This is a genomic window from Pleionea sp. CnH1-48 (assembly GCF_024124665.1).
GTDB lineage: Bacteria > Pseudomonadota > Gammaproteobacteria > Enterobacterales > Kangiellaceae > JAMXSB01.
In genome coordinates, this window is record NZ_JAMXSB010000016.1 from 118,126 (window position 1) to 135,754 (window position 17,629).

The 17,629-nt window shown below is 42.9% G+C and carries 14 protein-coding genes; 7 read left to right on the forward strand and 7 right to left on the reverse strand.

The features are described 5' to 3' along the window. The first annotated feature begins 6 nt into the window (after positions 1 to 6). Positions 7 to 3,069, forward strand: coding sequence for an efflux RND transporter permease subunit (locus NH399_RS21810; protein ID WP_253043324.1), 3,063 nt, complete (start codon positions 7 to 9; stop codon positions 3,067 to 3,069). A 26-nt stretch (positions 3,070 to 3,095) separates the two neighbouring features. On the opposite strand, the gene NH399_RS21815 is transcribed toward NH399_RS21810, so the two are convergent. From NH399_RS21815 to NH399_RS21825, 3 genes are all read right to left on the reverse strand, one after another. Then, on the reverse strand, positions 3,096 to 4,778 hold the full coding sequence (locus tag NH399_RS21815) for a GGDEF domain-containing protein (RefSeq protein WP_253043325.1): 1,683 nt from the start codon (positions 4,776 to 4,778) through the stop codon (positions 3,096 to 3,098). Positions 4,779 to 5,220: 442 nt separating this feature from the next. Then, on the reverse strand, positions 5,221 to 6,513 hold the full coding sequence (locus NH399_RS21820; RefSeq protein ID WP_253043326.1) for an HD-GYP domain-containing protein: 1,293 nt from the start codon (positions 6,511 to 6,513) through the stop codon (positions 5,221 to 5,223). A gap of 181 nt (positions 6,514 to 6,694) precedes the next feature. Next, positions 6,695 to 7,522, reverse strand: a complete 828-nt coding sequence (locus tag NH399_RS21825; RefSeq protein ID WP_253043327.1) for a sulfurtransferase — start codon at positions 7,520 to 7,522, stop codon at positions 6,695 to 6,697. Positions 7,523 to 7,733: 211 nt separating this feature from the next. Here NH399_RS21825 and NH399_RS21830 point away from each other — a divergent pair, with 211 nt between their 5' ends. Both NH399_RS21830 and NH399_RS21835 read left to right on the forward strand, forming a co-directional pair. Then, entirely contained in the window at positions 7,734 to 8,654 is a 921-nt protein-coding gene (locus NH399_RS21830) for a C1 family peptidase (protein WP_253043328.1), read from the forward strand. A 25-nt stretch (positions 8,655 to 8,679) separates the two neighbouring features. After that, positions 8,680 to 9,495 (forward strand): hypothetical protein, encoded by an 816-nt coding sequence (locus NH399_RS21835; RefSeq protein WP_253043329.1) that lies wholly within the window; start codon positions 8,680 to 8,682, stop codon positions 9,493 to 9,495. Between the two features lie 231 nt (positions 9,496 to 9,726). Here NH399_RS21835 and NH399_RS21840 read toward each other — a convergent pair whose 3' ends face one another. The 3 genes from NH399_RS21840 to cmoA are packed head-to-tail and all read right to left on the reverse strand — an operon-like array spanning position 9,727 to position 12,145. Continuing rightward, on the reverse strand, positions 9,727 to 10,443 hold the full coding sequence (locus NH399_RS21840; RefSeq protein ID WP_253043330.1) for an RluA family pseudouridine synthase: 717 nt from the start codon (positions 10,441 to 10,443) through the stop codon (positions 9,727 to 9,729). After that, a complete protein-coding gene (cmoB, locus tag NH399_RS21845; RefSeq protein WP_253043331.1) occupies positions 10,443 to 11,417 on the reverse strand; it encodes a tRNA 5-methoxyuridine(34)/uridine 5-oxyacetic acid(34) synthase CmoB in 975 nt (324 codons plus the stop codon). The genes NH399_RS21840 and cmoB overlap by 1 nt, the downstream gene beginning before the upstream one ends. After that, positions 11,414 to 12,145 (reverse strand): carboxy-S-adenosyl-L-methionine synthase CmoA, encoded by a 732-nt coding sequence (gene cmoA, locus NH399_RS21850; protein WP_253043332.1) that lies wholly within the window; start codon positions 12,143 to 12,145, stop codon positions 11,414 to 11,416. Before cmoA ends, cmoB begins: the two co-directional genes overlap by 4 nt. Positions 12,146 to 12,477: 332 nt before the next feature. On the opposite strand from cmoA, the gene NH399_RS21855 reads away from it, so the two are divergent. After that, positions 12,478 to 12,858: a chemotaxis response regulator CheY gene (locus NH399_RS21855; RefSeq protein WP_253043333.1), complete on the forward strand. Its 381-nt coding sequence runs from the start codon at positions 12,478 to 12,480 to the stop codon at positions 12,856 to 12,858. A 216-nt stretch (positions 12,859 to 13,074) separates the two neighbouring features. Next, positions 13,075 to 14,253: a hypothetical protein gene (locus tag NH399_RS21860; protein ID WP_253043334.1), complete on the forward strand. Its 1,179-nt coding sequence runs from the start codon at positions 13,075 to 13,077 to the stop codon at positions 14,251 to 14,253. A 56-nt stretch (positions 14,254 to 14,309) separates the two neighbouring features. On the opposite strand, the gene pepE is transcribed toward NH399_RS21860, so the two are convergent. Further along, the gene (gene pepE, locus NH399_RS21865; RefSeq protein WP_253043335.1) at positions 14,310 to 15,032 is read right to left on the reverse strand and encodes a dipeptidase PepE; all 723 of its coding nucleotides are present in this window, start codon (positions 15,030 to 15,032) and stop codon (positions 14,310 to 14,312) included. Positions 15,033 to 15,338: 306 nt separating this feature from the next. Between pepE and NH399_RS21870 the strand changes: the two genes are divergently transcribed. Both NH399_RS21870 and NH399_RS21875 read left to right on the forward strand, forming a co-directional pair. Then, positions 15,339 to 16,337: a pyridoxal-phosphate dependent enzyme gene (locus NH399_RS21870; RefSeq protein ID WP_253043336.1), complete on the forward strand. Its 999-nt coding sequence runs from the start codon at positions 15,339 to 15,341 to the stop codon at positions 16,335 to 16,337. 43 nt (positions 16,338 to 16,380) lie between these two features. Beyond that, positions 16,381 to 17,547: a cystathionine gamma-synthase gene (locus NH399_RS21875; RefSeq protein ID WP_253043337.1), complete on the forward strand. Its 1,167-nt coding sequence runs from the start codon at positions 16,381 to 16,383 to the stop codon at positions 17,545 to 17,547. Positions 17,548 to 17,629: the final 82 nt, after the last annotated feature.

Here is a 17,629-nt window from a genome sequence, read left to right on the forward strand (position 1 = left end):
AGAGCCATGAAACTGACCGCCTTGGCGTTGCAACGACCCGTCACTACCATGATGTTGTTTTTATGTTTTCTGGTGACAGGGCTCTTCTCATCTCGTCTGTTGCCATTGGAATATTTTCCAGGTATTGAGTTCCCAGGCATCTTTATTCAGATCCCTTACGGTGGTTCGACCGCTGAAGAAATTGAGCAACGTATTACGCGCCCAGTAGAAGAAGTTCTGGCAACCATGAGCTCGATTAAGAGTTTAAATTCCACGACGACAGATAACAGTGCACAAATATTTATTCAGTTTGATTGGGAGCAGAACTCACGCTTAAAAGGTGTGGAGGCTCGTGAAAAAATAGATGCCATTCGATCAGAGCTACCTGATGATATTCAGCGTATTTTTGTTTTTACCGGCGGCACTCAGGATATGCCAGTATTAGAGTTGAGGATCTCAAGCCAAAAAGATTTGTCTAATGCATACGATATGCTTGATCGAAAACTAAAACGTCCTATTGAGCGTATTGAAGGCGTATCAAAAGTCACTTTATACGGAGTGGATAAACGCCAGATAAAAATAAAGTTAGATGCAGATCGTGTAACAGCTCACGGCATTAACTTGCAGGAGCTAAGTCGTAAGCTACAGCAGGCAAACTTTTCTGTCTCTGCTGGTCTTATTTCTGATTCTGATCAACGCTTAAGGGTTAAGCCCATTGGTGAGTATCGTTCTTTAGATGATATTAAGAATCAGATTATTGGACCTAATGGTTTGCGCTTGCGTGAGATTGCCGACATTGTGCTTGAGCAGCCAATTCCTCAAGAAGGACGACACCTTGATCGTGCTTATGCTGTGGGTATGTCTATTAATCGTGAATCCAATGCGAATTTAGTTGCAGTGGCCAAACGGGTAATGGCGGCCATTGCAGAAGTTGAAAAGGACCCAGCGTTTGAAGGGATTCAACTTTACGCAATGGATAACCAGGCAGAAGGAATCGAAACCTCGATTAATGACATCAGCATGTCTGGGCTTATTGGTTTTGTGTTATCCATTGTTGTTCTGTATTTCTTCTTACGAGAAATATCATCAACTTTGATTGTAGCATTAGCGGTTCCATTTTCGCTTACGATTACTCTCGCATTTATGTTCTTCTTTAATGTATCACTCAACATCTTATCGATGATGGGATTGATGTTGGCGATTGGAATGTTAGTAGATAATGCAGTAGTAGTGACAGAAAGCATTTTCCGTTATCAAGATATGTACCCTGATGATAACAAAAAGGCGATTACTCTAGGTGTTAAAGAGGTTGGGACCGCAGTATTTGCCGGAACCATTACAACGGCCATCGTATTTTTACCTAATATCATAGGTAAAAAGGTAGATGTCACGGTATTTCTGGGGCATGTGGCGATTACCATCACTATTGCATTAGCGGCTTCTTTGTTTATTGCGTTAACGGTTATTCCACTGCTGTTATCCAAATTTAAAGTGCGCAGTCAGGTGCGTTCAAGTCAGTTTATTAACAAGCTATCAGAACGTTATACCTTGACGCTAAACTGGATGATGGACAATCCATGGAAAACCTGGTTAATGATTCTTCTTGTGGTCGGTAGTGTGCTTATTCCTGCCCCGCATGTTGTGAAAGATAACTTCACGGAAGATACCCAACGACGTTTATTCTTGCCTTACCATATTAACGGTCAGTATACGGTAAAGCGTATAGAGAAGTCGGTGGATAAAATCGAAGAGTTTCTGTACGCGCATAAAGAAGAGTTGGATATTGAGAATGTTTATAGCTACTACAATACCAATCGTGCCCAGTCGACGATTTTATTGGTAGATAAAGAGGACGCTACCAAGTCTGTTAATGATATTCGCGAGTTTATCGAAAAAAACATGCCTAAAATCGCGATTGGTCGTCCGACTTTTGAACGCAAGAAAGGAGGAGGGCAAGAAGGTGTTAAAATTCATATTAACGGTGAGTCGACTAAAACCCTTACGGAAGTCAGCCATGAAGTAGCCCGTATTTTGAATACCGTTGAAGGTATATATGACGCGCGTTCAGAAGCCAACTCTCCTGATCAGGAAGTGCAAGTGACCATCGATCGAGTGAGAGCTCAAAATCTGGGACTTGATCCGGCAATGGTGGGCAGTATGATCGGCATTGCCATGCGTGGACAACCTTTGCGTTCGTATCGTGGAACTGACAGTGAAGTTGAAATGATATTGGAGTTTAGTCAAAATGATCGCAAGAACCTTCAGGATCTTAAAAGTTTAACTATCTCCACACCGCTTGGAGAGTCAGTCGCTCTAGATAGCATTGCAAGTTACAAAGTTTTGCAAGCCGCTAATACCATTCGCCGAAAAGATCGTACAACGCATATTGCTGTCGCTGCCAGCTTAAAAGATTTAACCGTTGATAAGGCAAAAGAAGAAATTAAGAAAGTGATGAAGACCGTTACTTTACCACCTGGATACAGCTGGAGTTTGGGGCGTGCCTTCGAGCGAGAAGCCGATGCCGACAAAATCATGATTCAAAACTTTATTCTTGCTGTCCTGATGATCTTTATTGTTATGGCAGCGTTGTTCGAGTCTTTGTTGTTTCCGCTAACGGTAATAACATCCATTATGTTCTCAATTGTCGGTGTTATTTGGTTCTTCTTTATCACGGGGACCAATTTTTCGACGATGGCAAATATCGGCATACTGGTGCTGATGGGGGTGGTCGTTAACAACGGCATTGTATTAGTAGACCACATTAATCATCTGCGTAAAGAAGGCCATCATCGTCGGGATGCTGTGTTAATTGGCGGACGTGATCGATTAAGGCCCATATTAATGACGGTGAGCACAACCATTTTGGGATTAATTCCTCTGTCTATCGGGGATGCGACCATTGGTGGAGGAGGTGATATGCCACCTTACTTCCCAATGGCAAGAGCCGTTATTGGTGGGTTGGCTTTCTCAACAGTGGTGAGTCTGCTATTTATCCCTACCATTTATATCTTGTTGGATGACTTGAGAAACTGGAATCGACACACATGGACTTATGCTCGCAGACGTCGACAATCTATATTACCTTCATAAAAAAGGCTCCTTAAGGAGCCTTTTTGTTAGCTTGTGACAACGGGTTCTTGAAACCAGAGTACGGTACCTTTGCGGTTGGCTTTTGCGGTAATCAATTGATCATCTGCCAGAGTTAATAATTGTTCTGGATCATTGCCTAAAATGGAATTGTACTCAACCACGCCAAACGTTGCCTGAGCACGCACCGTATCTTCTTTGACTTTAAGCTCTATGCTTTCGATGGATTTATGCAGTCGTTCTACAAAGTTACATGGATTGGTTTCTATATCCAATAGTGCCGATATGCAGAACTCATCGCCACCAAAGCGAGCGACATTGTCAAACAGTCGCAAATCTGACTGCAATACTTCAGCAACTTTTTGCAGAACCTTGTCACCAGTGTAATGGCCGTAACAATCATTCACCATTTTAAAGTTATCGAGATCAAACATGATGATTAACAAGCGCAAGTTATTACGTTTGCTTCGATAAATTTCTTGGGTTAGGCGCTCGATAAAAGGCGTTCGTTGCAGCAACCCGGTGAGCTGATCGAAAGTGGCCCACTTATAGTACTTCCAGTGTTTGTGCGACAAAATCGCACTGACAGTCACGCTGAGAATCAATAATGCATAAGGGCCCATTAACCGCTTAAGAATTTTGGGCGAACCCTGAGTGTAATCCAGATAGATATCAATCACACCTACGATAAGATAAAAAGCCACAACCAGCGCAAGAATTTTTGAGTACTCGAGCTTTTCTTTGATGGCCTGATACATGGTGTACAGCAACGGTGGGAGAGTGAGCAATAGAACAATCGTCTCAATGAGCTCTAACGACACATAAATCCAGTCGAGATTGGGCACTATCATCACAAACGGAATATTCAGCGTAACATAAATAAAACCGTATCGAGCAATTGTCGGAATTGGTTTGCCAAAGAAGCTATAAATAAACAATGGAAAAGTAACAAATATGACGTAAAACAACGCAACATTGGTGCGAAAGATGATATTGATATCCAGGCCCGTCATCAATATTAATTCGCTGTAGCTGAGAAGGTACAGTGACCAACTACCCGTAAATAAAGCGTAGTAGAGGTTTTCCATTGCCCGCGTATGAAAAATAAAATAAACAGAGTGCACAATGGTAAAAACCATGAGTATGGTAATAAAGATAAGCATCTCATAGTTACGAGCTTGCTGATCTTCCTGCAATTTAAAGTAATCATCGATGACGGGAGGTGCACCATGAACACCTCCATTGCGAGCATTATTATAAACCCAGATGGTTAATTGATTGTTGCCATCGGCGGCCAGATGTTCTGCTCGGATCTGATAAAGACGTGAGTAAAGTGTGGCTTTTTTGAAATGCGGAAGAAACTCTCCGCTACTCCCGATAAGATGCCCATTTAAAAATAATTTATCGGCGTCTCTTATTTGCTCCATGTATATGCCTGCCACAAGACCAATATCGTCAGGGAACAAAGTAAAGTGGGTTTGCAACGCCATGTAACCGTCATAATTCGGATAGCCTTGCTCTTCCCAGTTACCAGGTACCTTAACTTTCGTACAAAGCTCTGTCGCCGTCACATGGCCTAGCGAGTATTTTTCGGCGCTACAGGCATACCATTGCTGATTCAATTCTAGTGGAAGATGAGCGGCTAGCGTGTGACCTGTCACCAATAATGAACAAACATAAAGCAGGCATACAACGACCAACTTAGAATTCAAAATACTGCCTCCTGGCATTAACCACATCCATCAATATCTCTGCCAGTCACTTTGATTTGTGAACATTGATTCTATGGTTATGTTTTGTTATTCATATCCGAGTATTAGCTATCTAGCTATCAAGGTTAGTTACCACTTAGTTCCGCGGCGCAGACTTCCTATCCTACTCAAATAACAGCTTTTATATAAACGTGCGTCTGTTGTTTTTAATCCAGTGCATGGGATATTAAATATCAACTTCGGTTTCCATTACTGCAGAATAAGGACGCTCATGGCCTATAAGCATAGATGCTTGGTGTCCATTAAACAAAGATCTGCAGGCGATAGACAACACGTCACAAAGAATTCTAATAGAACGGTGGATTAATGCTAGAAGAGATCGGCCAATAGGCTTGTAAGATATTGTCGTAACTTGGAGAAGGAGGGGGAAGAATGGCAGCTTTTACGATGCCATTCCAAACCATTTAAAGCCAAACAGCTTATCAGTGAGCATGTCATTATCGACATCAACCGCTGATGAAGGCAGGCTGTGTAGGACTTCTAAAGGAATACCGTTATCGTCTTTGGGAGATTCTGACAAATCCAGAACGTTGGATTTATCAAGTTCTATTCCGTAATGGTTACGTACCAGTGCTACTTTTGGACGTAGACGAGCATTTTCTTTTTGCTCAAGTACCAAAGCAACGGAATGATCCGAAAGCTCAACAAGGCTCCCGGTAGGATAGATACCGATAGCTTGAATAAAGGATTCAATCAGCTCACGCTGAAACAGCACACCACGGTTATGATACAAGTTGGCAACCGCTTCAACAGGCGTCATGGCTTCAATGCCAGGACGAGGGTTGATCAATTGCTCGTAATAGTCAGAAATACCGGACACTCGCGCCAAAAAGGGAATGCGATTGCCGATGATTTGACGAGGGTAGCCACTGCCATTATTGCGCTCGCAGTAGTTAGAGATAATGAACTTAATTTGCCCATTAATCGTACCCATATACTCGAGTTCTTCTATGGTGTACTCAATATGCTTTTGGAACTCCAACTGCTCGTTGTCATCCAGCTCGCCAATATGCAGCTCTCTAGGTAGCTTAGATTTGCCGATAGAAGACAATATAAGCGCTGCACCTACATCGTTTAAATCTTTGCGTGACAGCCCCAGATGGCGAGCAAAAACCAGACCCCATACCGCAGCTCTAATCGAATTCTCGAATAGCTGGCTGTTTTCTTGGCGTACACGACACATCCAGACCAAAGCATCAGGATTACGAATGACACTGTCGACCATCTTGCGAACACTTTTCTCTACAGTGTTCAGCTGAATCGGCTCGCCATTATCAATCTGGCTAATTGCGCTGGCAATGGTTGAAGTAACGTTGGTGTATATCTTCTCGGCGGTACGCAGCTCTTTTTTGATGGGAGTACTGACTTCGTAGTGCTCCACGCGGCTTTTCATTCGCGCTTTTTCATTAATGAGCTTTTGCGTTTTGGGATCGAGCTTGTTATCTGATGTTGATGGCGTCCATCTCTGCTTAACGAGTGGGCCTTCAACTTTAGAAAGAATGGTATCTATATAGACGTGATTACAATATTGACCCAGCAATGATATCTCATCTTGCTTAGTGATGTAGAAACCCTGGATCGGGAATGGGGTTTTAACCCATGGCACGTCCAGTCGAGAGACGTACATACCTACTTCTAAATTGGATACAGATACTTGCTGTGTCTTTAAATGCATGTTTACAACCTGATACCGGATTGTCTGAAAGACAGTTCGCGTCATTGTGATCATAGTCGAACTGTCGAAGTATTTTACGACTTGGTTCACAAAAAGGGCAACAAAAAATGCACAAATTCGGCAATTTTTATAATATTTTCTTCTAAACTGCGCCTAGGCTGTTATATCGGGTTATAAGATGTCAGTCTAACTCCTTGAAATAACTAGACTTTATAAACTCACTCCAGCCACCAGCATAAACCCCTACTGAACCCACTCCAGCAAGCAATTGCGACAATATATTCACTAATGCCGTCACCCCCGAGCCACAATAGTTAATAATATTACCGCTACGAGATATTTTATGCTGCCAATGAGCATTATGCCAATTTGGCGGACGAAAAAGTCCGGATTCATCTAAACAATCTAGCCAGACACTGTTGCTGGCATTGGGAATGTGTCCTGCAATGGGATCGATTGGTTCTTCTTCTCCAGCAAAACGTTTGGCTTCTCGAGCGTCTACAAGGTTGATATCACCAGCCTGACTTTCCATGACTTGTTTAAGTGAATAGATAGGAAGATCTATAGAGATTGAGGTCAGGGCACCAGAAGGCGTTGGTGCCGTCTCACTGGTTTGTTGCCATCGATTCCAGCCACCGTTAAGCAACCGAACTCGATGGAATCCATGGAGATGGAGCAACCACCAGGCTCTCGCGGCATGGGCCAAACATCCCTGATCGTAACAAACTATCTGACTGTCTGGAGTCAGTTCCAGTTGGTTCGCCCATTGTCGAAAAGCCTCTTCGCTTGGCAAAGGATGACGTCCACTTTGAGCTGTAATAGGCCCCGATAGATGGTGATCGAGGTGAACGTAATGTGCATCAGCAATATGAGCTTGCTGATGTTCTCGCTGTCCCCATTCCGTATCTTGCAGAGAGAATCGACAGTCCAGTAACACCAGATCATTTGACGGTTGTTTTAGTAAGAAGCGGAGTTGTTCTGCTTCAATAAAAAGTTGTTCCCATTGCATGGCGATGATTCTTTAACTAAAGAGCTTTCGATGAATTCTAAATATTACTTGAGCGAGCGAAGTGTCACAAGGTCGATTCTTACGAAGTGGTTTGTGCGTTAGAAGTTTATCGTTTTCTATGATTTTTTTGAAAAATGTTTATTGACTGATGAGAGAACTGAAAAGGAGACGGCACTAAAAGAAAAAATGGATGCAATCAGAGGATATCAAAATGATTATGCAAACTCAGCGTTTAACTTTACCTGACCTACCTCGCCCTGTCGGCACCGGATGGCTTCGGTCACCACCGGACATGCGAGATTACCATGTTAAGCACGACTCCATTAAACCAGCATTAACGACTCTCGGGTTATCGAAGAAACAAGACAAAATCGTTCTGCCTGACAATATGGATTTATCTGATTGGTGCTCTCCCATAGAAGACCAGGGGCAAATTGGTTCTTGTACTGCTCAAGCCGCTGTAGGGATTGCTGAGTATTTTCAAAATAGAGTCTTTGGTCAGTATACGGAAGGTTCTCGACTTTTTGTTTATAAAACGACGCGAAAGCTAATGGGGTGGGAAGGCGACACTGGCGCTTTTATGCGTAGTGCGATGGGTGCTTTAAGATTATGTGGTATCGCGCCAGAAAAATATTGGCAATACACCGACGACCCCATCTTGTTTGATGAAGAACCTCCTGCATTTGTTTATTCAGTTGCTGATAATTTTGAAGCGACTCATTATTTCTGTCATGACCCCATTAGGTTATCGATTAGCAAAGATGAAGTACTTAATAGCGTTAAGTCATTTATTGCGTCTGGTGTTCCTTCCATGTTTGGTTTCTGGATTTTTGATTCGTTTTATGAGTCCGAACGCCCTGGTGACATTCCAATGCCTGGAATCTACGAGCGTAATCAGGGTGGTCATGCGGTTGTAGCGATTGGATACGATGATGATTACGAAATCGTTAACACTTTTAATAATCAGAAAACTAAGGGAGCTATTAAAATAAGAAACTCGTGGGGTGAAAGCTGGGGGAATCAAGGATATGGATGGTTGCCTTATGATTATGTACTGGCTGGTTTAGCGGATGAGTTCTGGTCTCTATTCGATATGGACTGGATCGACACAGACGAGTTTGGTTTGGAATAGTTCATCTATTGATAAGGAGTTTATTATGAGACCTACGCTAAGAGTTTTATTGAGTTGCATTTTGTTAGGGAGCTTTTTAAGTGGTTGCTCTCATTTGGATATTGCCAGTCAGAAAACGGTGAAGCATATTGATACTGAAAAAACAGAAAAAGGAGATCTTGAATTAGTTTCTTTCCCTGCCGAATTGCGAGGAGCTTACGTTTATACGATCAAAGGAAAAGCTGATGGGAAGGATGGTAGGCCTTATAGTGGAAAAGTCATTTGTGCCGAGCCTTTCGCTGATGTAGCAGTCTCAAGCTCTCTGGACACCACCGCTAAGGCGATTCAAAATTTTACTAGTGAGCTGGGTTCTGGACAAGCTATTGAAGGGGACGATACTGCATCGAAAACAGCCAAACTAACGAGAGAGAAAACCGCTGAGGCAGGATTAAACGTAATTAATACGATTGTGGCTTTAGAAGGCCGTACGCAGTTTGTTCTACTGGCTAGAGAGATGCTTTATCGAACCTGCGAAGCCGCTGCCAATGGTTTTATGGATAAAGACAAAGTTGTGGCTCAACACGAACTAGTTGTTAAAGCGTTAACCGATATGATTGATAGCCAAAATCGACAGGCTGAAGTTAAAGCTGTTGAAGCGAAAGCTGAGACAGTGAAAGCCTTCATAAGTTCAGGTAAAGAAGTTGATGAAAAAGTATTGAAAGACATCTTTGAGAACAATAACTTTATGCAACAACTGTATTTAGAAAGCTATGAAACATGTGTCAGTGATGCGAAAGATAATACCGACAAGATTAAGCAGTGCAGGGACGAAACAATTAAGAATATGCAATTACTAAAGTGAGGTGAGTTATGGACTCCAGTTATTTTCGACTTATTAAGAAGGTATTTAAAAGTGGTAAGCCTTTCTATACCTTATTTGGAAATCAAATGGTACAGGCTAAAATTAAAGGCTTACATCAAGACTATGTTATTTTAGCCTGCCAATATAATAACAAACCCTTGGAGGTTCATTGCCATATCAGTCAGGTTGAAATTTTACGTCAGCCTTAGCTGGTTGAGTCTTAATTTATGGTTAGCTAGAAGGCAAATCAAGCAACAATGAAGCCTTTTCTTCAAAATCAAAGTCGCAATCCAGCTCTGGCGATTGAACAAAGCGCATAAACTCTTGACTATCAGGGTGTCGCAAAACCAGCTGCCACGCATGCAACATTAAACGTGGAGCAGGATCATTGTCGATACCATAAAAGTTGCACCCCACCATTGGGTAGCCTAACAGCTGCGCATGAATGCGCAGCTGGTGTGAGCGCCCTGTGTAAGGGAAAAACTGAATCAGGGTTTGATGGTTGGGCAACAAAGCCAGTCGCCGATAATGGGTGACAGCCTGCTTGCCAGTTTCAAAATTGAGCATTTGTAAAGGACGGTTAGGCCAGTCAACCGAAAGTGGTAAATCAATCGTTCCAGCTTCGTGAGACAGGTGTCCATGAACAATCGCGACGTAAGACTTCTTCGGGATGCGCTTTTCAAACTGAATACTTAAGTGTCTTTGTGCTGCTTTGGTACGAGCAAAAATAATAACGCCCGATGTTGCGACATCCAGACGATGAATCAAATAAATGTCACCGCATTGTTTAATCAGATAATCGTAAAGATTGGTTTTGAACTTAGGATTTTTGCTCGAAACACTCGGCAAACCTGGAGGCTTGTTAACAACCAATAGAGTGTCATCAGAGTAGATGGTGAGAGCATCCAGATCCAGATCGCTCTCACCATATAAAAAATGTTCAGCCATTAGACCTCTGCAACAACAACAGCACGCTTAGGTGCAGGATGGCCTTCGATGGTTTTGTTGGAATCATTGGGATCGAGATAGTCACTCAAAGAGTGAAATGTCATCCAGTCGGTGGCTCTCTGTTCTTTTTTAGAGGTTTGATTAACATCGACAGTGCGTGGGTTTTTAAAGCCACAACGAAGCATCCATTTTTCTAACGCCAGAGAAGAGGGCAGATACCAAACATTACGCATTTGTGCGTAGCGTCCGTCAGGAATAAATACAGTATCTTCATCGCCATCGACTACAAGAGTTTCTAATACCACCTGACCACCTTCGCGAGTAAGATTACGCAGATGAATGAGATGATCAATGGGTGAGCGACGGTGATAAAATACGCCCATGGAAAACACTGTATCGAAGCCTTTGCGCGACATATCTTCTGGCATATATTCAATGCCGACAGGCAACAGGTGAACAGGATGTTCGCCAGCATAATGTTTTAGCATTGAAAATTGCATCAAAAACTTTTGGGAGGGATCAATGCCAATCACCTGACGAGCGCCTTCGCCATACATTCGCCAGCAGTGATAGCCATTGCCGCAACCCACATCCAAAATAATACGATCTTTCAGCGAGTCTAAGTGAGGCAAAACGCGATCCCACTTCCAGTCTGAGCGCCACTCGGTATCAATAAAGGTATCAAATAATTGATAAGGGCCTTTACGCCAGGGATGCAAATGCATCAACTGTTGCTTCAGCAGCTGGCGTTCAGCTTCACTACCATCAGTTGGCGCACCAATAGTGACTGAATCTTTAAAGTCCATTTGGCTAGGCTTTATATCGGGCAATTGCTTGAGTAGCTCTAACCATTCGTTTAACTCACCATGAGTATAATCCGTAAAGCGACGAGCCATGGCCTGTTGCAAATCGTCTACCCAAAAATGCATTCGACTTTGTCGTAAGTCGTTGTAAAGAGAATCCAACTGAATCATTTAAAAGCCATCATTGAACAGAAGTTAAAGTGTTTAAACCAAACATCGACACTTTTAAATCCCATTCCTAACAAACGTTCAGAATGAGTTTCGATGGTTTCTGGTAGTAGAACATTTTCTAGAGCATTGCGTTTTTGGCTGATCTCTAATTCGCTATAACCGTTCGCACGTTTAAAGTCGTGATGCAAATCAATCAAGGTGTTGTCGATCGCATCGTCAGAAGCTTTAATTTTTTCTGACAATATGAGTACACCGCCCGGATTCAAACCATCAACTATTTTTTTGATGATCGCATCGCGATTATCGACACTGATAAATTGCAAAGTAAAGTTCAATACAACCATAGAAGCATTGGTCAGTGGAATCTCTTGCAAATCACCACAAACCAATTCGACGGGAGTATGGTGACGGTAGGCATCAATAAATAACTGACTGCGCTCAATCATTGAAGGAGAGTTATCCACACCGATCACTTTGCAGCCGTCTGCTTGAATACCACGGCTCATCGCCAGACTGGCGGCGCCCAGTGAGCAGCCCAGATCGTAGCAATGTGTATTCGCTTTCACAAAACGCTGGCTCAGACTTTGAATTCCTTCAATGATGGTGTCATATCCAGGCACCGAGCGCTGGATCATATCTGGGAAAACGGCAGCCACTCGCGCATCGAATTTAAAAGGCGATGCAGGCTGAGGTGATTGATAAATATTGTCGGTAGACGTCTTCTTCATAGAGCAATAGGCCCTGATAACTATTGAACGCAGATTTTTAGGCGGCATAGCATAGCAAAATTGCTTATTTATCGCATCTTTCCTTGCCTATGCCCGTCGCCTTTCAAGATGCAGCGTGTCGGCTGCGCGCACTCACCCCAATCACTTAGTAAAGCTAAGCTCAGGGGATTCGCTTGCTGGCTGCCTATCTGCACCTTGAAATACTTTGGGTATATAAAACGACACTAATGGGCTAAGAAAAAGCCATACAAAAAAGAATGAGATTCACGGTTGTTTTGTGAACTATTTACGCTAAAATGGCCGCCTTTTGCGTTTCCTTTAGGGCTAAGTCTATGAAAATTCTATTAGTTGATGACTTTTCAACCATGCGCCGTATTATCAAAAACCTACTCAGAGAAATTGGTTTTGATGATGTTGTAGAAGCCGAAGACGGCAAGCAAGCAATCGCTATGATGCAAAATCACGATGTGGACATGGTGATTACTGACTGGAACATGCCAGTAATGAGCGGCATCGATTTGCTAAGACATATTCGCACCACCAGGGATTTTAATGAATTACCTGTGCTTATGGTGACGGCAGAATCTAAGCGAGAACAAATTGTTGAAGCGGCTCAGGCGGGTGTGAATGGTTATATCGTTAAACCATTTAACGGCCAGACATTACAAGAAAAGATAGGAAAAATCTTACAACGCAATGCTCAGCCAGCCTGATCAACACCGTAATCCAGGATCTTATATTTTATAATATGAAATATATGTGACAGTTGGATGTCACTATTCTTACTCTAACTCATTGAAATGCCTATCGTTATTCTAGTCTCAACCCAATTATTCCGCTTCGTTCTCAAGGCCCTTATTGCTTAACCTGTAACTTGTTTGGCTATGCTTAAAAACAGGCTCTCCATTTGTCGTATAGGGGGTAAGGCGTTGTTTAACTTAAAAATGTTAGTGGTGTGTTGGATTTTTATTTACTGGCCTATGGTGTCGGTGGCGAATGAGCAGTCATCGCCCCTTAACGAATTTTTTATTGAACCCGACAAGCTCTCTCTCCAAAGTCATCAATTATCCCGCCGTTATAACCGCGCTATTGTCTTGCTGGATGAAACTCAAGGTGTGAACTGGGCTCAACGCCGTGCTGTGCTTCACGGTATGAAGTTACCTTCGGAGCAGCGTACTGATAAATGGTGGCAACGTTATGAACAGGGGCTATTGCAAACGATTCATGCGGGCTTTGCCCTCAAACAACCTGATCACTTAAAGCTACCTTGCATTATTTCTGTAGGCTCCAGCTTCGAGCATCATGTAGAACGAGGAGGGTTGGTCGCTGGCCTGTTTGATTACAATTATCACCCTTATTCTGACAAAGCCTCTGAATACGAAAAGATGGTATTGCTGCACGAAATTGGCCATTGTTTCGAAAATTATGATGATGTGTATGCAGAAGCTTATGCGGATGTGTTTGCCTACCTGGTTTTAAATATGGAACATCAGGCAAGTGAGTTTTTAGAGCGTCAAACCTCTATGCGCACTATGGAGTTGCTAGAAGGAGACTCACTGCACTACAGTGCTCATGCGTTAAATCTTGTTAAAGAGCATAAAGCTAATAAGCCCGACTCCATTGCCCGTGCTTCCAAGATCGCTCACGATATGATTCAGACGATGATCACCGCAGTAAAAAAAGATTTAAAAGCGAATCGTTGGTTCGCAGAATTCACACAAAATCAATTACAAATAAAGTTGGTGGATTATCAAATTAATCGACTGATCGATAAAGTGGATGATTATTCCGAAGCTCGAAGAGATTACCTCACCGAAGCTCGTGTTGATTTGATTAAGCGTCGTGTTGAGTTAGAGCAGTTTACTCAGATGTATAAAAACTATCGAGCTGAGATGGTGCAGCAAGTAGTAGAGCAGATGTATCGCGAACGTGAAACGCGCGGTGATCTTTATAATGAAGTTGAAATCAGCGCATTCCGTAATGACGTAGAAACTTTGCTTAATACTGTTGACCCAGAGCAAACAATACTCAGTCAGTTTATTACCGAGAAGCTTAATGATGAACAATGGATGAAGCTGATTACTGATATGGTGGCGGCCAATTTTTGATATCGCTGTAGTCTGGCTAAATTAAGAGGCTGCCTTATGACAGCCTCTTATGCGTTTTATAGCAAGTCTTCTGCGATTAAAAATTGTAAGTCTTGTGTGGCGTCTAACTCATACTGTTTGTCTTTCTCAAAAATAACGGCTGGATGATCGCCGACCAAACTCACTTTGTCATCATTGAGTTTTAGCCCTGTTCCTTCTCTTAGACCGATCACTCGAGCATCCGGGTTAACGGTTAAAAATTCTTCTAAACGTTGTGCTCGTGTTTCACCATTAAAACCGGGCGGGTGCTTGTCTAAATAATGTGGATTGATCTGGCAAGGTACCAGATGCAAGGCATGGAAAGAGGGCGGCTGAATAATCGGCATATCATTAGTCGTCATAATGGTAGGCGCGGCGATGTTAGAGCCCGCACTCCAGCCAATGTAAGGTTTACCTTTTAATACTTGCTCGCGAATAAGTCCTAACAAGTCAAACTGATATAACTGATGCAATAGGTGGAAAGTGTTGCCACCACCAACCACAATGCCTGCTGAATCCTTAATCGCTTGCTCGGGGTTATCTACGGTATGAATGGACTGGATATTGTAACCCGCATCAACAAAAGGTTTTTTGACTAAGGCTTCATAATCGTCATAGCCAACGGATACCCCTGCAAAAGGTATAAAAAGTAATGTATTTTCCTGGGGGCCCAGAAACTCTTTGATATGCACCATGGCATGTTCCAGATAACCACCGTTTTCATAACGCGAGCTGCTCAGGAGCAACAAATTGGCAGACATAAATAAGTATCCTCTCAGTTTTTAATACAGCAACAAGATGATGTTTTAACTCTCCAACACTCATACAGGTGACAACTTAACTTCGTTGTTTACTTTCAAGCCTGACGGCCATTGTGTTTGGTTGAAAAGTAATCAGTCTATTGCAAATAATCCTCTTTAATATTTTAACCAAATCACCACATAACAGCGACTCTAAGTTCATAAGTTTATTGAGATATTGTAAATGTTTATGAATCAAGGCCCTTGAGACTCCAGCCATTAACTGGCGACTTTTGCTAGGAATCTGTTTGATTGATGTGGTAAATTGTGCGCCATTTATTTGTAGCGGTTAAGGTTTTTATGAAGGTCTATCAGAACGTCCTAGAGCTTGTTGGCGACACGCCATTGGTTAAAGTCAATCGACTTGATACTGGTCCCTGTAATCTCTATCTAAAGCTGGAAAATGCCAATCCAGGTAATTCTATTAAGGATCGTATTGCTTTATCCATGATCAATGCGGCTGAAGAGCAGGGCTTGATTAAGTCTGGCGATACCCTGGTAGAAGCGACAGCGGGCAACACCGGTCTGGGACTCGCTTTGGTTGCAGCGCAAAAAGGCTATCGCTTATTGATCGTCATGCCTGACAAAATGAGCATGGAAAAAGAGTACAATCTCCGTGCTATGGGCGCAGAAGTTATCCGTACGCGCTCTGATGTAGCGAAAGGGCATCCAGAATATTATCAAGAAGTCGCTGAGCGCATTGCCAAAGAAGAGAACGCATTCTACGTTAATCAATTCAGTAATGACGCCAATTGGAAAGCTCATTACACCACCACAGCACCAGAAATCTGGTCAGCGCTAGACGGCCAGCTCGATGCTTTTGTTTGCGGTGTTGGCTCTGGCGGTACTATAACTGGTGTTGGACGTTATCTAAAAGAACAGCGCTCAGACATCGATATGGTTCTGGCTGATCCCGAAGGTTCTATTTTGACCCATTATCACAATACCGGCGAAATGGTCGAGGCTGGTAGCTGGGTTGTTGAGGGGATTGGCGAAGATTTCATCCCTGATATTTGCGACATGTCACTGGTCGACAAAGCCTATTACGTTAGTGATAAAGAAGCCCTGAACTCAGCACGAGAGCTGTTGCTAAATGAAGGTCTTATGGGTGGTTCTTCTAGCGGAACACTACTGGCAGCTGCGCTAAAATATTGCCGTGAACAGACCGAAAGCAAAAATGTAGTGACTTTGCTGTGTGACACTGGCAACCGCTACCTTTCTAAAATGTATAATGACGATTGGATGAAACAGAACGGTTATCTGTAAGTCTTTTGTGTTAAATCTGAATATTTAAAGAAGCTGAAACTCTATGAGCGACAACAAAGAAATGAAATTTGATACCCGTGTCATCCACGCGGGCCAGGCCCCAGACCCAACAACTGGGGCGGTTATGCCTCCTATTTATCAAACATCAACCTATGTGCAAGAAAGCCCCGGAAAACACACTGGCTTTGAATACTCTCGCACACAAAACCCAACACGCTTTGCTTACGAACGTTGTGTTGCTGCCTTAGAAGAAGGCCAACGTGGTTTTGCTTTTGCCTCTGGAATGGCGGCCACAGCCACCATCTTAGAGCTTCTTGATGCTGGTGATCACGTGATCGCGATGGATGACCTCTATGGTGGAACTTTCCGCTTGTTTGATAAAGTTCGCAAAAGAACGTCTAACATTGAATTTTCATTTGAAGACCTTAGCGATTTATCTAATTTAGAAAAAGCGCTAAAGCCGAACACTAAAATGATCTGGGTTGAATCGCCAACCAATCCGATGCTTAAAGTCGTTGATATGAAAGCCATCGCCGACTTTGCCAAAAAGCATCGCCTGATTGCCGTTGCCGATAACACCTTCGCGACACCTTACAATCAAAAGCCTCTGACTATGGGCTTTGATATCGTTATGCATTCTGCGACCAAATACATCAATGGCCACTCTGATATGGTCGGTGGACTAGCGGTAGTCGGCGACAACGACCAACTCGTTGAAGACATGGCCTTCTTGCAGAATTCTGCTGGTGCCGTGCAAGGTCCATTCGACAGCTACCTTGCTCTGCGTGGTGTTAAAACACTAGCATTGCGTATGCAGCGTCACAACGAAAGCGGCTTACGCATTGCTCACTGGTTAGAAGCCCACTCTAAAGTTGAGCGCGTCTACTATCCTGGCTTGTCTTCACACCCACAGAACGAATTAGCTGTCAGCCAGTTAAAAGGTTTTGGCGGTATGATTTCTATTCTGGTTAAAGGTGGTGTAAAAGAAGCATCAACCTTTATGGAGCAGCTTAAAATATTTGCTCTGGCAGAAAGCCTGGGTGGAGTAGAGAGCTTAGTGAATCATCCTGCGATTATGACGCATGCCTCTGTACCGAAAGAAATTCGTAAAGAACTGGGTATTCATGACAACTTGGTTCGTTTATCAGTAGGGATTGAAGATCCTGAAGATTTGATTGCGGATATTGATCAGGCTTTGCAGGCTATCTAGTATAGTCTTATGAAGTTTATAAAAAGAGCCAGTTAATCTGGCCCTTTTTTTAAGAGATTAAAAAAGTTTTTTGAGTGAGGCA

What these genes read in the sequence shown, in the direction of transcription:
- NH399_RS21840 (WP_253043330.1), bottom strand. Translation starts at nt 10,443, where the DNA reads ATGGCTGAACATTTTTTATATGGTGAGAGCGATCTGGATCTGGATGCT.
- cmoA (WP_253043332.1), bottom strand. Translation starts at nt 12,145, where the DNA reads ATGAAGAAGACGTCTACCGACAATATTTATCAATCACCTCAGCCTGCA.
- NH399_RS21830 (WP_253043328.1), top strand. Translation starts at nt 7,734, where the DNA reads ATGATTATGCAAACTCAGCGTTTAACTTTACCTGACCTACCTCGCCCT.
- pepE (WP_253043335.1), bottom strand. Translation starts at nt 15,032, where the DNA reads ATGTCTGCCAATTTGTTGCTCCTGAGCAGCTCGCGTTATGAAAACGGT.
- NH399_RS21810 (WP_253043324.1), top strand. Translation starts at nt 7, where the DNA reads ATGAAACTGACCGCCTTGGCGTTGCAACGACCCGTCACTACCATGATG.
- NH399_RS21835 (WP_253043329.1), top strand. Translation starts at nt 8,680, where the DNA reads ATGAGACCTACGCTAAGAGTTTTATTGAGTTGCATTTTGTTAGGGAGC.
- cmoB (WP_253043331.1), bottom strand. Translation starts at nt 11,417, where the DNA reads ATGATTCAGTTGGATTCTCTTTACAACGACTTACGACAAAGTCGAATG.
- NH399_RS21825 (WP_253043327.1), bottom strand. Translation starts at nt 7,522, where the DNA reads ATGCAATGGGAACAACTTTTTATTGAAGCAGAACAACTCCGCTTCTTA.
- NH399_RS21855 (WP_253043333.1), top strand. Translation starts at nt 12,478, where the DNA reads ATGAAAATTCTATTAGTTGATGACTTTTCAACCATGCGCCGTATTATC.
- NH399_RS21820 (WP_253043326.1), bottom strand. Translation starts at nt 6,513, where the DNA reads ATGCATTTAAAGACACAGCAAGTATCTGTATCCAATTTAGAAGTAGGT.
- NH399_RS21875 (WP_253043337.1), top strand. Translation starts at nt 16,381, where the DNA reads ATGAGCGACAACAAAGAAATGAAATTTGATACCCGTGTCATCCACGCG.